The sequence below is a fragment of the Paracoccus fontiphilus genome, from assembly GCF_017356265.1.
GTDB lineage: Bacteria > Pseudomonadota > Alphaproteobacteria > Rhodobacterales > Rhodobacteraceae > Paracoccus > Paracoccus fontiphilus.
Genome location: NZ_JAFNAW010000081.1, coordinates 1 through 12488, shown reverse-complemented (window position 1 = coordinate 12488; position 12488 = coordinate 1). Strand labels below are relative to the sequence as shown.

15 protein-coding genes are annotated in these 12488 nt (G+C 60.9%); 7 read left to right on the top strand and 8 right to left on the bottom strand.

Going from position 1 to position 12488, the window contains the following annotated elements; genetic code table 11:
* Nucleotides 1–337 precede the first annotated feature (337 nt).
* Nucleotides 338–2311 carry a PAS domain-containing protein gene (locus J0F76_RS18285; RefSeq protein WP_207471683.1) on the top strand — a complete coding sequence of 658 codons (1974 nt, stop codon included), beginning with the start codon at nt 338–340 and terminating at the stop codon, nt 2309–2311.
* Between the two features lie 91 nt (nt 2312–2402).
* Here J0F76_RS18285 and J0F76_RS18280 read toward each other — a convergent pair whose 3' ends face one another.
* On the bottom strand, nt 2403–2780 hold the full coding sequence (locus J0F76_RS18280) for a response regulator (protein WP_207471682.1): 378 nt from the start codon (nt 2778–2780) through the stop codon (nt 2403–2405).
* A gap of 115 nt (nt 2781–2895) precedes the next feature.
* Between J0F76_RS18280 and J0F76_RS18275 the strand changes: the two genes are divergently transcribed.
* From J0F76_RS18275 to J0F76_RS18265, 3 genes are all read left to right on the top strand, one after another.
* Nucleotides 2896–3618, top strand: coding sequence for a phosphatase PAP2 family protein (locus J0F76_RS18275; protein ID WP_207471681.1), 723 nt, complete (start codon nt 2896–2898; stop codon nt 3616–3618).
* Nucleotides 3619–4045: 427 nt separating this feature from the next.
* Nucleotides 4046–4465 (top strand): YsnF/AvaK domain-containing protein, encoded by a 420-nt coding sequence (locus tag J0F76_RS18270; RefSeq protein ID WP_081791454.1) that lies wholly within the window; start codon nt 4046–4048, stop codon nt 4463–4465.
* Nucleotides 4455–5417 (top strand): YsnF/AvaK domain-containing protein, encoded by a 963-nt coding sequence (locus tag J0F76_RS18265; protein WP_242690389.1) that lies wholly within the window; start codon nt 4455–4457, stop codon nt 5415–5417. Before J0F76_RS18270 ends, J0F76_RS18265 begins: the two co-directional genes overlap by 11 nt.
* Nucleotides 5418–5569: 152 nt before the next feature.
* On the opposite strand, the gene J0F76_RS18260 is transcribed toward J0F76_RS18265, so the two are convergent.
* The 7 genes from J0F76_RS18260 to J0F76_RS21285 form a co-directional block, all read right to left on the bottom strand.
* Nucleotides 5570–5917 (bottom strand): DUF883 family protein, encoded by a 348-nt coding sequence (locus tag J0F76_RS18260; RefSeq protein ID WP_207471679.1) that lies wholly within the window; start codon nt 5915–5917, stop codon nt 5570–5572.
* A gap of 417 nt (nt 5918–6334) precedes the next feature.
* The gene (locus J0F76_RS18255; protein WP_207471678.1) at nt 6335–7249 is read right to left on the bottom strand and encodes a PhnA-like protein; all 915 of its coding nucleotides are present in this window, start codon (nt 7247–7249) and stop codon (nt 6335–6337) included.
* 178 nt (nt 7250–7427) lie between these two features.
* A complete protein-coding gene (locus J0F76_RS18250; RefSeq protein ID WP_207471677.1) occupies nt 7428–8738 on the bottom strand; it encodes a cation:proton antiporter in 1311 nt (436 codons plus the stop codon).
* Between the two features lie 285 nt (nt 8739–9023).
* Nucleotides 9024–9290 (bottom strand): hypothetical protein, encoded by a 267-nt coding sequence (locus J0F76_RS18245; protein WP_207471676.1) that lies wholly within the window; start codon nt 9288–9290, stop codon nt 9024–9026.
* Nucleotides 9291–9515: 225 nt separating this feature from the next.
* Nucleotides 9516–9887 (bottom strand): TIR domain-containing protein, encoded by a 372-nt coding sequence (locus tag J0F76_RS18240; protein WP_207471675.1) that lies wholly within the window; start codon nt 9885–9887, stop codon nt 9516–9518.
* A 41-nt stretch (nt 9888–9928) separates the two neighbouring features.
* The gene (locus J0F76_RS18235; protein ID WP_207471674.1) at nt 9929–10651 is read right to left on the bottom strand and encodes a phosphatase PAP2 family protein; all 723 of its coding nucleotides are present in this window, start codon (nt 10649–10651) and stop codon (nt 9929–9931) included.
* A gap of 204 nt (nt 10652–10855) precedes the next feature.
* Nucleotides 10856–11362, bottom strand: coding sequence for a DUF2382 domain-containing protein (locus J0F76_RS21285; protein ID WP_207471673.1), 507 nt, complete (start codon nt 11360–11362; stop codon nt 10856–10858).
* A gap of 73 nt (nt 11363–11435) precedes the next feature.
* On the opposite strand from J0F76_RS21285, the gene J0F76_RS18225 reads away from it, so the two are divergent.
* Genes J0F76_RS18225 through J0F76_RS18215 form a run of 3 tightly spaced genes read left to right on the top strand, consistent with a single transcriptional unit; the run spans nt 11436 to nt 12472 of the window.
* Entirely contained in the window at nt 11436–11837 is a 402-nt protein-coding gene (locus J0F76_RS18225; protein WP_207471672.1) for a transposase, read from the top strand.
* The gene (locus J0F76_RS18220) at nt 11834–12226 is read left to right on the top strand and encodes an IS3 family transposase (protein ID WP_207471670.1); all 393 of its coding nucleotides are present in this window, start codon (nt 11834–11836) and stop codon (nt 12224–12226) included. The genes J0F76_RS18225 and J0F76_RS18220 overlap by 4 nt, the downstream gene beginning before the upstream one ends.
* A gap of 9 nt (nt 12227–12235) precedes the next feature.
* Nucleotides 12236–12472, top strand: coding sequence for a hypothetical protein (locus J0F76_RS18215; RefSeq protein WP_207471668.1), 237 nt, complete (start codon nt 12236–12238; stop codon nt 12470–12472).
* Nucleotides 12473–12488: the final 16 nt, after the last annotated feature.

The following is a 12488-nucleotide window of genomic DNA, read 5'->3' as shown; positions in this document are numbered from 1 at the left end:
TGAGCGCGCGCGCCATGGTGCCGGTCACCGCCGCCTGGCCTGATTTTACCCCGCCGCGTGGCCGGATTTTGCACCGCCGTTGACACCGATAGCATCATCACTCGCCGGTTGGTCTCCATCCATAAGGAGGTCCGCCCTGGAACCGTCTCCCAAAGGCAGCAACTCATACAGGTAAGCACGAGAAGAGGACACGCCTGCGCCGATCATGTGCGCTGCCGAGAAGGACCTTGCAGAGCCAGGCAGTCTCGCGACACGAGGCATCTTGTGAAAACCCCTTGACGCGGATACGGGGTTCTCTTCTTGTTCCCTGTATTCTCGCGGTGATATTGGAACGGTCATGATCGCAGAGACCCCGGCCGACGACTCTCCCAACCCGCCTGTTCCTGAGCTTGAACGGCGTCTGGCCCAACAGGCGCTGATTGCTGAATTCGGCCGCTTCGCCCTCAAGAACAATACGTTGCAAGCCATCCTGGATGAAGCTTGTCGCATTGCAGCGGATGGGCTTGAAGTGGGCTTTGCAAAGGTGCTCGAACCCTTGCCCAAGGAGAACGCTCTTCTTCTGCGCGCGGGGATCGGCTGGAGGCCCGGGTTGGTCGGACATGCCCGGATCGGAGCGGATCTGGAAAGCCCCGCAGGCTACGCCTTCAAGACAGGCGAGCCGGTGATTTCCAACCATCTCTCAGAAGAAAAGCGCTTCCGCACCCCGAAGCTGATGGCGGACCACGGGGTCAAGCGCGCGGTCAACGTGATCATCCAGGGTGAAGGCACGCCCTTCGGGGTTCTCGAGGCCGATAGCCGCGATCCCGGCGCGTTCAATCCGCATGACATCCATTTTCTGCAGGCGCTCGCCAACACGCTTGGCGTGGCCATCGACAAGGAGGCAGCACGCAGCAGGATCGAGGAGCTTGGCCACGAACTGGCCCAGCGGGAGGCTCATCTGCGGCGCGCGGTCGAACTCAACCCGCAGATCCCCTGGGCGGCCAATGCAGAGGGGCAAATTGTCGAGTTCAACGAGCGATGGCTCGACCTGACAGGCCTGACGCTTCAGGACGCCGAAGGAGAGGGTTGGCTTGAAGCGATCCATCCCGATGATCGCTCTGCCTCCCTTTCGGCTTGGAGGCACGCCATCGAGACGGGCACGTCCTTTGACATCGAGCAGCGCGTCCGCATGGCGAATGGCGATTATCGCTGGATGCGCAGCCATGCCCATCCTTGGCAAGATGCGCGGGGCGGGATTGCCATGTGGTATGGCGCATCAGAGGATATCCACGAGCGCAAGCTTGCTGAGCAGGCTGTGGCCCAGAGCGAGGAGCGTCTCAGCATTGCGGTCGATGCGGCGGCGCTCGGGCTTTTCGACCATGACCTGGTCACCGGCACAATCGAATGGGACGGGCGCATCCGCGACATCTGGGGCATTGGGGCCGAGGAGCCGGTCAGCTTTGCGACCTTCGCGGATGGCATACATCCCGAGGACCAGGCCGCGATGCAGGCCGCGCTTGATCAAGCGCTCGATCCGCAGGGCGATGGACGCTCTGCGGCCCAGTATCGCGTTCTGCGCCGTTCGGACAAAGACACCCGTTGGGTTGCTGCCTACGGACGGACAACCTTTGCCGAAGGGCGCCCCGTGCGTCTGGTCGGCATCGTGCAGGATGTCACCACCCATGTCGTGGCGGAAGAGCGACTGCGGCGTGCCCTGGCCGACAAGGATCTTCTATTCCGTGAGATCGATCACCGCATCAAGAACAGCCTGTCCATGGTCGGGGGGCTGCTGCGCATGCAGGAGCGGGCCGTGTCATCGCGAGAGGCAAAGGACGCCTTGGCCGAGGCTTCGACCCGTGTTCTGAGCGTGGCCCGTATCCACGAGCAGCTTTACCGCTCGGCGAACATGGATACGGTTGAGTTCGGGGGATACCTGCAGCGTCTGACAGAAGATATCGCATCCTCATTGGGCTCTGGAAACGCGCAGATCACGGTCGAGGCCATGACGATGCTCCTGCCTATCGATCAGGCGCTGCCGCTCGGACTGGTTGCGAGCGAGCTACTCACCAATGCCCTGAAGCATGCACGGCGCGGAGACGAGCCCGTCCCGATCCAGGTTCACTTCGGACCAGGCCAGGACAAGGGAGGCTACACGCTTGTCGTGGCAGACCATGGTCGTGGGTTGCCTGAGGGCTTTGACATGAGGAGCCAGGCTGGCCTCGGCATGCGCCTGATCGTCTCGCTGAGCAGCCAGTTGAATGCCACGGTCGAGGCGATCAACACCGCCCAGGGAGCGCAGTTCACGGTGTCGGCAGAAGTGGAGACGGCCTAGCCGCTGTCCTGGGACAACGTTCGTTCCGGGAAAAAGCAGGTTCAGGGGAAAGCCCTGTCCTCTGGCGTGGACATTCTGCTGGCCTTCGTCGTCAGCGGTTGGGGAGAAGCTGGGATAGACACCGCAGGATCTGATCAGGACTGAAGGGCTTATCAAGGAACAGGGCCGCCTCAGGCAGGGTATCGGGCTCGGGCGGTTGTGCGCCAGAAGCGACCAGGATCGCGATGTCCGGCATGTCACGGGCGCAGCGCCGGGCCAGGTCGTAGCCGGTCATCTTTCCCGGGGGCATCTGGACATCGGTAAAGAGCAGTTCAATCTTTGGGCTGCGGCGGAGCAGGATGTCCAGAGCCTCTTCAGCTCCGGCGGCGGTCAGCACCTGAAACCCTGCCTTGGTCAGGATGGCCTGAACATCCATCCGGATCAGCGGCTCATCGTCCGCCACCAGAGCATATCGTTCAAAACGGTCCATGATCTGAGAGTCCCTTCTCGGTCTGCGGGAGAAGGGCTGCAGAGCCGTCGCAGTTCCAAGATGCCGACAGATTGATCAGGTGTTGGCACACCTGCCATGATGAGCGCTTTAGATTATGAGATTTGATCTGTTCGAAGAAACCTTTTCAAACGTTGGGGTTTTTCCGGCGGTTGATATTTGTTCACGGAACTGTGCCGACAGCGGGGCGGTTATACGCGGTCATTTCCAGCAGCAAAGATCACGAAAAGATAGCGGCATGACCAAGAACGATGAGCAGTCAGTCCCGGACACGGTCAGGGCGATCGAGGAAGCTGACAAAACAATGGCGCAAGACGCTGGCCGCTTTCGCCATCATCCCGTAGTCACGTCATTGGGCTTGGTGAGTGAGATCGCGGATCAGGTCCCTCTGTCCCTGGTCTGTGGCGGCGTCTTGACGGCCGGGCTCATCTCCGATCGTCCCCACCTGGCCCGAACGGGTGTGCGGATGATGGCTGCCCATGTGCTGGCAAACAGTATAAAGAGGGCGATCAAGAACCGGTTTCGGCGAACAAGACCAGGTGTGGTTCTGGACGGAGAGGACTATGTTTGCGAGCCCGGGGAAACCGAAGGCGGTCACGACACCTCCTTTCCCTCGGGCCATACAGCCGGTGCTGTTGCTGTCGCAGCGATCATAGCCTCCGATATCCCAAAGACGGCCATTCCGGCTCTCCTGACAGCCAGCCTGATTGCAGGTGTTCAGGTGCCACGTGCCAAGCACTACCCGATCGACATTGCTGCGGGGACCCTTCTTGGCCTCTCTGCGGCAATGATCGTGAAAAGGCTTTATCCCGAAAAATGAACGGACCTTCTGCGGCTATCGTGCTGGCTATGAACAAAACCGAACAGCCAAGACCCCTACCCTGCCTCACCGAATAGTGCTGCAATGGTGTCGGTCGGGAAATGGACGCGAGATGCGGGTGCGATGCGGGAACGCGAGCCAGCTATGGGCGTCTGATGACGTCAGTCCTCATCAAGACAATCACATCATGCCTTTTTTGATGCCGAAACCCGTTGGCGTTGGCAAAAACAAAGCATGGGGCGCGGCGGTCGGATTTCCTCCTGTCCCGCGGTCAGTTCCCTCTTCATCCGCTTGGCCAGTATCTTTTCTCTTATCTTGCCCCAGTCTGCTGCAAGCCTCTCTGTTAATGATTGCGCCCCACGGGATCAAATTTTGCGGAACGCAATTCCTGTCTGTCCGTTGATCATTGCTGACGACGGGGACGAGAATGGCTGACGAAACTGAGCGCGATTTCATTCCCGTTGTTGAAGAAACAGCCACTGTCTCGACCCGGCGGGTTGTCAGCGGTCGTGTCAGGATCGCCACTCAAACCGAGGAGATAAACCACCTCCTGCCAACTGACCTTGCGAGCGTTGAGGTTGATGTGGTCCGGGTGCCAATTGACCGTCGGATCGACACAATCCCGGACGTCGTGACGGAAGGCGAAGTGACCATCATCCCTGTGGTCGAAGAGCGCCTGGTCGTCACGCGCGAACTCTATCTTCGTGAAGAAATCCATGTTCGCCGTATCGAACATAAAGAGACAATTGACGTGCCCGCGACAACCCGTCGCCAAACCGTCCAGATCGAGCGCTTGCCCGCCGATCTGGAACAGCCATACCAAAAGGACGATCAAGATGACCTATGAGAATGAACTCGGTGCTTCCGGCACGCTGTCCGTTTCTGCCATGTTCGATAGCCAGGCCGAGGCGCAGCGCGCGGTCGAGCGGCTGAATCAGGCCGGGATAACCTCGGAGCGCATCCGGCAGGTAGCGGGGGGGAGTGACACTGCTTCTCGCACGGATGCCGTTGAAGATCGCAACAAAGGTTTTTGGGATAGTCTCGAGGACTTCTTTTTTCCCGATGAAGATCGGTATTCCTATGCCGAAGGGCTGTCGCGCGGCGGCTACCTGGTGACCGTGACAGGGTTGTCCGGGGCCGATTACGAGACCGCCCTGGATATCCTCGACGACGAAGGCAGCATCAATCTTGAAGAGCGTGAAGAAAGCTGGCGCTCAGAGGGCTGGAGCGATTACCAGTCCAGCAGCTATGCCTCGGGCAGCACGGCATCCGCCTATGGCGCCCGTGCGGGTGCAACGGGTGATCTGGACAGTCCCTATGTTGACGAGGACAGCACGGGCGCTGATGCGTCCTTGCGGCAAGGTCGGGATCTGCGCGGAGACGAGACGATCCCCATCGTGGAGGAACGTCTTCGCGTCGGCAAGCGCGAAACCGGCCATGGCCGTGTCCGGGTTCGCGCCTATACCGTCGAAGAGCCCGTCAGCGAAAGCGTCGACCTGCGCGAGGAGCGAGTTGAGGTCGAGCGCCGGCCTGTCGACCGTCCCCTGACAAACGCGGATACTGCTTTCCAGGACCGCACGATCGAAGCTGAAGAATACCGCGAAGAAGCGGTCGTTCAAAAGGAAGCCCGCGTGGTCGAGGAGATCGAACTCCGCAAGACCAGCGAAACCCACCGCGAAACAGTCTCGGACACCGTCCGACGCACCGAAGTCGAGATCGACGACGATCGTGATGGGCCGAACCGCCAAGGTCTGGACCCCGAAGTGGGAAGCCGGGATTATGACAATCGCAAGCCCTGAGGCTTGATTTGATCACATGATTTGGCCCCGCAAGTGCGGGGCCTCTTCTTTAGTCGAGAGCTTTGATCAGCGCTTTAAAAAAAACCATCCTTATGGATTAAGGATCAGAGGGGCCTCCGAAAGGATTTCACGCAATACGCTACAGGCAGTGATTAGCGGCGTGCGGTCGCAAGACCGAGAACAAGGCCGATGCCCATTGCCATGCTCAGGGCAGCAATCGGTCTTTGCCGAACATAGTCGATTGCTTCTTCATAGCCCAACTCAGTATAAAAGGCAGCCTCTTCAGCTTTCCTTTTGCCTATGTCCAATGCTTTTCCGGCGTAGTCTTGTCCGGCTGCCCTGACCTCTTGAACAGACCCTCGCAAACCCTCCACAGCATTGCTTGCCAGCGTGGATGCCTTCTCAACAAAGCTCATGGTGTCGTCCCGCAGGTCTGGCGTTCCTTCGCTTGGAGATGCGGCATCCTCATTCTTTTCCGGGAAACCTGATCTTTGCGTCATTGCGTCTATCCTCTTGGTGATTGGCTGAAAGCAATAACAAGATGGACACCTTGGTGTTCCATTGCTCTCGAGCGACGGCACCCTGATGATCACCTGTATGGACCTGCCGGGATGAAGGGCCAGCGGGGTTCTGGAACCAGGGTTGGAGTTGATCACCAAGCTCGCAGTGGTGATGGACTTGGTGTCGCGGATTGCAGGATGGAGCAGCAGGGATGTTACCCGTCCTCAGATCTGCAGCGTCGAGCGTTCCTGCACAAGAAACGCCAACACCAGGCATGTGCCGGGATGAGCGTTCTGCCATTCAGGTCGTCCACCAAACTGATGGCCAAGACTGGCGAGGAGCTTCATGAGGAGCCAATGAAACCAAAGGGCCAGATAAAAGCCCCGCTTCAGCGGGGCTTCTGGTTTCAGATTTGCTCAGAGCCTGTGGCGAGTTGGGATCACGCGATCGGCATAAACCGGATGAACGACACCTGAGCGGCCACCCAGCCAGCCAGCTATGGCACCCAGAACAAGTGCCACGAAGGCCAGGATGGCACCGGTCGAGATACCCGAGGCCGCTGCATCCGCTGCCTCGGTTGCCCTTTGCTGGACCCGATCAACCGTCTGCTGATATCGCTGCTCGATCTGGACTATCTGTTCGTTCGCTTCCTCGATCGGGATGCCGCGGGCATTGGCAAGGGCCTGTGCCGCCTGCTGGCGGGCTTCGTCGCGACCCTCCTCGTCACCCGTCACCAGGGCGCGGGCTGCATTCACTGCTGCATTGTTGAGCGCCTCGGGATCGTTACCGGTGGCGCGTACCTGGGCTTCGATCTCGTCCAGGGGATTGATGTTTTCCAACGCGGGCGCGGCCGTTTGCGCCACAGTCTGGCCGACCCCTCCAATGGCGCTGGAAATGCCGCTGAAGGCGCCGCCGACCAGGCTGCCGATGGTGGTGGAAAGGAAGTAAAGAACCAGAAGGGTCGTGAAGGCCCATGTGGTCAACCCGTGCAGGGCGCCTGTCGTTGGCACCGTCTTGCCCGACATGCGGGCTGCGATGTAGCCGCCGGCAAACGAAGCAATGATGCCTGAAAGGACATACCAGATGCCTGCAGCGATCGAGAAGGTCGAGGCGGCCGGATTGTCACCCGTGCCTGGATCAAGCGTTGCAAGCCCGATGCCCACACCCAGCATCGTCAGAAGCACCTGAACCACCAGGGCCACCACGACGCCTGCGAAGATCGCGCCCCATGAGACCTTGTTGATCATGATGGTGTGGGCGTCCTCGGAAGGACTCGGATGCGTCGAGGCAGTCCCGGTCGACAGCGGGGGTTCGCCGGAAGAATAGCTCATCTTTAGAAACCTCTGGCAGGGGCGACGGCAGGATCCGGCGCGTATGAGGAAAGTCTGCAGGTTTAAACCTTCCAAATACCCTTTCGTTCCGATTGCGCCGGGTGCTTCGCACCATCTCGAGTCCACAGGAAAGAGATGTCTCACCGAGCACTCGTCGCTCTGGTCCGGATCAACCGCTTTATTGCGACGCGTCTTCGCCTGCCCCCGGTCCCTGCAAGCCCGGCGGCGGGACGCCTTCCGCGTCGGGGTCGCGGCCGTGGCTGCGGTCCAGAAGGCGCATCAGCGGCGTGACGGTCAGGCCGTGCAGGAAGACCGAGATCACCACCACGAGCCCGACGACGGCCCAAAGGCGATCGGCTCCATCGATCTCCATGCTGTTGAGACCGTAGGCCAGATAATAGAACGATCCCACGCCCCGGATGCCGAAAAACGCGATCGTCAGTTTTTCGCTCCAGGTCGCCTTCAGCCCCGCCAGGCCGATCAGCCCCGTGACCGGCCTGATCACGAGCAGGATCACCAGGGCCGCGACGATGTCGGTCCAGACCAAGGCACCCAGCAGCCCGTTCGCCAGGGCGCCCCCGAACAGCAGCAGCAGGACCATCATTGCCAGACGCTCGACCTGTTCGGTGACATCGTGCATCTCGCGGTGGAAGTCATGAGAGCGGTGGGCATGGCGAAAGGTCAGCGCGGTCACGAAGACCGACAGGAAGCCATAGGAATGGATCATCTCGGTCAGGCCATAGGAGATGAAGGTGGCCGCCAGGGCGATCAGGCCGTCGCCCGTCTGCGCCAGCTTGGTTTCCGCCGGGATGCGGAACGTCAGCCAGCCGAAGGCGCGGCCGATCAGGTATCCCCCGGCAACGCCGGCGCCGATTTCCCACAGGACATGATAGCCCAGCCATTTGGCCGCCCATGGCTCTCCCGTGCCGGCCGCCGCCAGAACGATGGCCAAGTTGACGAAGGGAAAGGCCGCGCCGTCGTTCAGTCCCGCCTCCGCAGTCAGGCCGAAACGGACCTCGTCCTCCTCGCCGCCTTTCGGGGGGCCGACCTGGACATCGGCAGCCAGCACCGGATCGGTGGGCGCCAGGACCGCCCCCAGCAGCAGGGCGACGATCCATGGCAACCCCGCGAGCGTGCCTAACAGGACCGTGATGGCCAGGATGCCCAGCGGCATGGTCACGAGGATCAGCCGCCACGCAACCTGCCAGCGGCGGATCCCGAACACCCGGTCGAGCTTCAGCCCCGCCCCCATCAGGGCAATGATGACCACGAACTCCGTGAACCGCTCAGTGATGTTCGGATAGGCCAAGGGTGAGGGATCAAGCCCCACCTGCGGCAGCGAGAACAGCGCGGCGCCTAGGCCGATGCAGACGATGGGCAGCGACAAGGGCAGTCGCCGCAGCGCCAGCGGCAACCAGGCCACTAGGGCAATCAGAAATCCCGCTCCGGTCAGCACCAGGATGTAGGGATCGGGGTGAAACCATTCCATCATGCCTGTCAACGCAGCAACGGGGATTCTGGCTAACTCCCGAAGCCCGAGAAGGCGGACAATTTATGTTAACCGGGCCAGTGCTCCCAGCACCGTTGTTCGTCCAGCTTAGCTAGACCCGACCAGAATGGGCGCTTCTCGTGTCAGTGGTGAGAATGCTTCCCTACCTGCCTGTAAGCGGATCCTTGAAATGACCCATACGGTGTTCCTTCGGACGCCTTGCTGTGGCAATGGGCGATCTCGTTGGTTACCAACCCCGGTGGTTGCTGAGATCCTCAAAGCCGCCTAGATCCTGCTTTCGCGGAGGTCGCGGGGGCGGTACTGCCATTGTTCCACATCCCAGCCCTCATGCCGTTCCTTCCATGAAGCAATCTGCGTCTGGCCATGGAGCATGCAGGTCATGACGCTGACCTCGCGGGGGTCGAACAGGAGGCTGAAATCGCGGTAAGCGCGGGTGTGGCCTGCTGGCTCGGACGTGAGGGCGCAGGCACTAATTCCACGCTCGTCTTGCTGCCTGTCCTGACCTTCGCGGCGCATGCCATTCTCTGCCATAGCGCAGGCACCGCCCTGCAGACCGCCGCAAGAGCCATAAGTGCCAGTCAGCGACGCGGACTGCCACAAATGCGCCGATCTGTTTGGGAGCATCTTCGAGTGGTACTTCTTTGCCCTGAACCCGGCGCACTTCCGTATTTGGTGGCGGCTTTGGCAGGACGGGATCGAACGCGGTCTTGAGGTTGTAACGCAGCACGACAGCTTTGCCCATACAGGCTGGGACGGTCAGAGTTCGTCAATCCAGTTCGCGATGTTTCCCCACGTCCAGACCATTGTACTGAGATTTCTGGCAGAAGCCTGATCCTGATCATAAGCCCAAATGCCTTTCATCGGCTTACGTTCCTCCTCGGCACACTGACGTTCCCAGGCCTGACTGCGAGATGACAAGGTGTTCTTGCTGATTACGACAAGGACGCCGGTCGATTGGCGAATTTGCTCTCGAACCTGTGCCTGCCACTGCCTGTCGTATGTTTCCTCCACCGGAGGATCGGCATATTCAAACAGCCTTTTCGTGCGAAGTGGTTCCGCCTTGATCATGTTTCGGATGCGCCTGTCTTCACTTGCGGCGGCAATGTAGATGATCTTTTTCTTGGCCATGGATGAAGTTCCTCGTGGCAATAAAGCAAATACCGATCTCATCAGGATGACCGGATGGAAACCATACTCAACCATGCCGAAGCAAGCAGAGCCCAGCCCGCACCGGCTATCCACCCTGCCAGAACATCGCTCGGATAGTGAACGCCCAGCATCACGCGGCTGAGGCTGACCAGGATGCTAATGGCGATGCCTGTCGCAACAAGTGCTCTGCGGACGTTTGCCCGCGGGCTGAGGGTTCCCAGCACGACGGCAAGGCTGATGTAGACAACAGCGGCATTGAAGCTATGTCCGCTGGGAAAGCTGTAACCTTCCACTCCCATGAGATGGGACACGTTGGTTGGGCGTGGCCGAGCAAAGCCAAGCTTCAGCAAAGCGCCGATCATCCAGCCGCTGGAAATGGTGACAAATAGGATTGCTGCCTGACGTCGCATGCCGAACAGCAGAAGCATTGCGACGGCAGATGCGGCAAGGAGGTGCCGCAACATGACACCGTCTAACGCTGTGATGTCTCGCGTCATGTCGGCTGCCCACGAGGGCCCGCGCAGTTCCAGACCGACTGAGCTCCGAAACAGCAGCAAGCCCAGGTTATCCAGGTCGGCATAACGACCGCTCAGCATCAAACCCGCAAGAACGGCAAAGACCATCCAGCAGAGCGTCGCACAGATCAGCGCCGCACGCAGACTGAGAAGCGCGTGGCAGCAGGAGGCATCCGTCTTAAGGCTTTCGCCCGCGGCTGCATGATGATCTTGAGGCGAGTTCAGCATATGGTTCAGGCACACGATGTTGGGTGCAATCCGTAAATTGTCGAACTGCGCCTTTCTTCCAAAGCCGTCTTGTTGGGGAGCAGAGTGTGGAGGCGCTGCACGGCATGATACCTCGGCCGCAGTCCGTCTCCAATGTCGAGGCAATCCCGATCACAGGAAAAAAGACTCGCCGAGGCGAGACCCTTTCTCTCGTCTGCAAGGGGTTTAGATCTTGGTGCGATCGATGTTGTCGCGGTCCACGCTGCTCAACGTATCGCGACTGCCATCGACATTGTCCTTTTCGATCTCGCGATCAACAGGGCAGCGCGCGATCTGGACCCGCTCCTCAAGCAGATCAACACGTTCGTTCACCTGCTCCTCGACCGTATAGGCCCGGACCCGAACACGGCCCTGCCCGGTTTCGCGCTTGCCGACGCGAAGACGTTCCTCCACCATGGGGATCGTCTCGTCTCCGCGCAGATCCCGACCTTGGCGCAAGGACGCATCAGCGCCCGTGCTGTCCTCGTCAACATAGGGACTGTCCAGATCACCCGTTGCACCCGCACGGGCGCCATAGGCGGATGCCGTGCTGTCCGAGGCATAGGAGCTGGCCTCGTGACCGCCCCAGCCTTCGGAACACCAGCTTTCGGCACGTTCGTCGAGATTCACGCTACCCTCGTCATCCAGGATGTCCAGGGCGGTCTCATATTCGCCGCCGGTCACCCCACTCACGATCATGGGCCGGAGCACGGTTTCTTGAGACAGCGGCGAGCGCTACTTTTCCCAATGAAGTGGGGGGTAGAGCATGGATGACAAGAACGAGTTGAAACCTGGTGCAACGGAGGCCTCGGCCCCGGCGACGCGCGCTCCACACGCTGGCGGCGGCGGGGCCGAGGCCGGATCGGGGAAGCGGTTCTCGGCGAAGCGGAAGCTTGCGGCGGTGCAGCGGCTGATGCGGGGCGAGAGCCTGGAGGCGCTGTCGCGCGAGCTGAACGTTCCGGCGCATCGGCTCTCAGGGTGGCGCGACCGGGTGCTGTTGGCGGGCGAGAGTGCGCTGAAGGAGCGCGAACGCGACGCGCGTGACGACGAGATCGCGCGGCTTCAGGCGAAGGTGGGCGAGATCACCATGGCCAACGAGCTTCTTTACGCCAAGATCGACAAGCTGGAGGCGGGCCGCCCTTTGGCCCGCGGGAGGTCGAGGAGATGAGCCAGATGATCTCGCCCTCCCTTCAGCGCCGCTACCCGCTGGCCACCATCTGCCGGTTCTGGGGTCTGTCCCGGGCAACCCTTCATCGCCAACGCGCCCGGCCGGCGGCAAACGCACCGCGTCCCCCTCGGCGTCGCGGACCGCAGGGCGCGGCCAACGACACCGACCTGCTGGCGGCGATCCGGGAGGTGATCGAGGCCTCGCCCTTCACCGGGGAGGGTTATCGCAAGGTCTGGGCGCGGCTGTGCTTCCGTGGCCTGCGGGCGGCAGCACGCCGGGTGCGGCGGCTGATGAAGGAGCATGGCCTGCTTGCCCCTCACCGGCCGGCGCCGCGGGCAGCGCATCCGCATGACGGGACGGTCGTGACGGAGCGGGTGGATCAGGTGTGAGGCACGGACATGACCGAGACCTTCACGACAGCCGAGGGCCGTGCCTACGTCTTTGTCGCGGTTGACCACTGCTCGGGCGAGTTTGTGGGCATCCACGCCGCCTCTGGCGCCAGCCGTTGGGAGGCGCTGGATCCGATCCGACAGGGGGTGGCCAGGCACTTCGGCGCGCTCGACAGTGTCCGTCGTCGAATGATTTGGAACAGGCGACCTGATTTTGCTCTGGAGGGCTCTGGCTCTGTAGGTTGAGATTATGCTGCCTGGC

Bases quoted from the DNA above. Each gene is read 5' to 3' on its own strand.
- J0F76_RS18240 (WP_207471675.1), bottom strand. From the start codon at position 9,887: ATGGCCAAGAAAAAGATCATCTACATTGCCGCCGCAAGTGAAGACAGG.
- J0F76_RS18245 (WP_207471676.1), bottom strand. From the start codon at position 9,290: ATGGCAGAGAATGGCATGCGCCGCGAAGGTCAGGACAGGCAGCAAGAC.
- J0F76_RS18275 (WP_207471681.1), top strand. From the start codon at position 2,896: ATGAGATTTGATCTGTTCGAAGAAACCTTTTCAAACGTTGGGGTTTTT.
- J0F76_RS18225 (WP_207471672.1), top strand. From the start codon at position 11,436: ATGGATGACAAGAACGAGTTGAAACCTGGTGCAACGGAGGCCTCGGCC.
- J0F76_RS18220 (WP_207471670.1), top strand. From the start codon at position 11,834: ATGAGCCAGATGATCTCGCCCTCCCTTCAGCGCCGCTACCCGCTGGCC.
- J0F76_RS18215 (WP_207471668.1), top strand. From the start codon at position 12,236: ATGACCGAGACCTTCACGACAGCCGAGGGCCGTGCCTACGTCTTTGTC.
- J0F76_RS18280 (WP_207471682.1), bottom strand. From the start codon at position 2,780: ATGGACCGTTTTGAACGATATGCTCTGGTGGCGGACGATGAGCCGCTG.
- J0F76_RS18255 (WP_207471678.1), bottom strand. From the start codon at position 7,249: ATGAGCTATTCTTCCGGCGAACCCCCGCTGTCGACCGGGACTGCCTCG.
- J0F76_RS18265 (WP_242690389.1), top strand. From the start codon at position 4,455: ATGACCTATGAGAATGAACTCGGTGCTTCCGGCACGCTGTCCGTTTCT.
- J0F76_RS18285 (WP_207471683.1), top strand. From the start codon at position 338: ATGATCGCAGAGACCCCGGCCGACGACTCTCCCAACCCGCCTGTTCCT.
- J0F76_RS18260 (WP_207471679.1), bottom strand. From the start codon at position 5,917: ATGACGCAAAGATCAGGTTTCCCGGAAAAGAATGAGGATGCCGCATCT.
- J0F76_RS18270 (WP_081791454.1), top strand. From the start codon at position 4,046: ATGGCTGACGAAACTGAGCGCGATTTCATTCCCGTTGTTGAAGAAACA.
- J0F76_RS18250 (WP_207471677.1), bottom strand. From the start codon at position 8,738: ATGGAATGGTTTCACCCCGATCCCTACATCCTGGTGCTGACCGGAGCG.
- J0F76_RS18235 (WP_207471674.1), bottom strand. From the start codon at position 10,651: ATGCTGAACTCGCCTCAAGATCATCATGCAGCCGCGGGCGAAAGCCTT.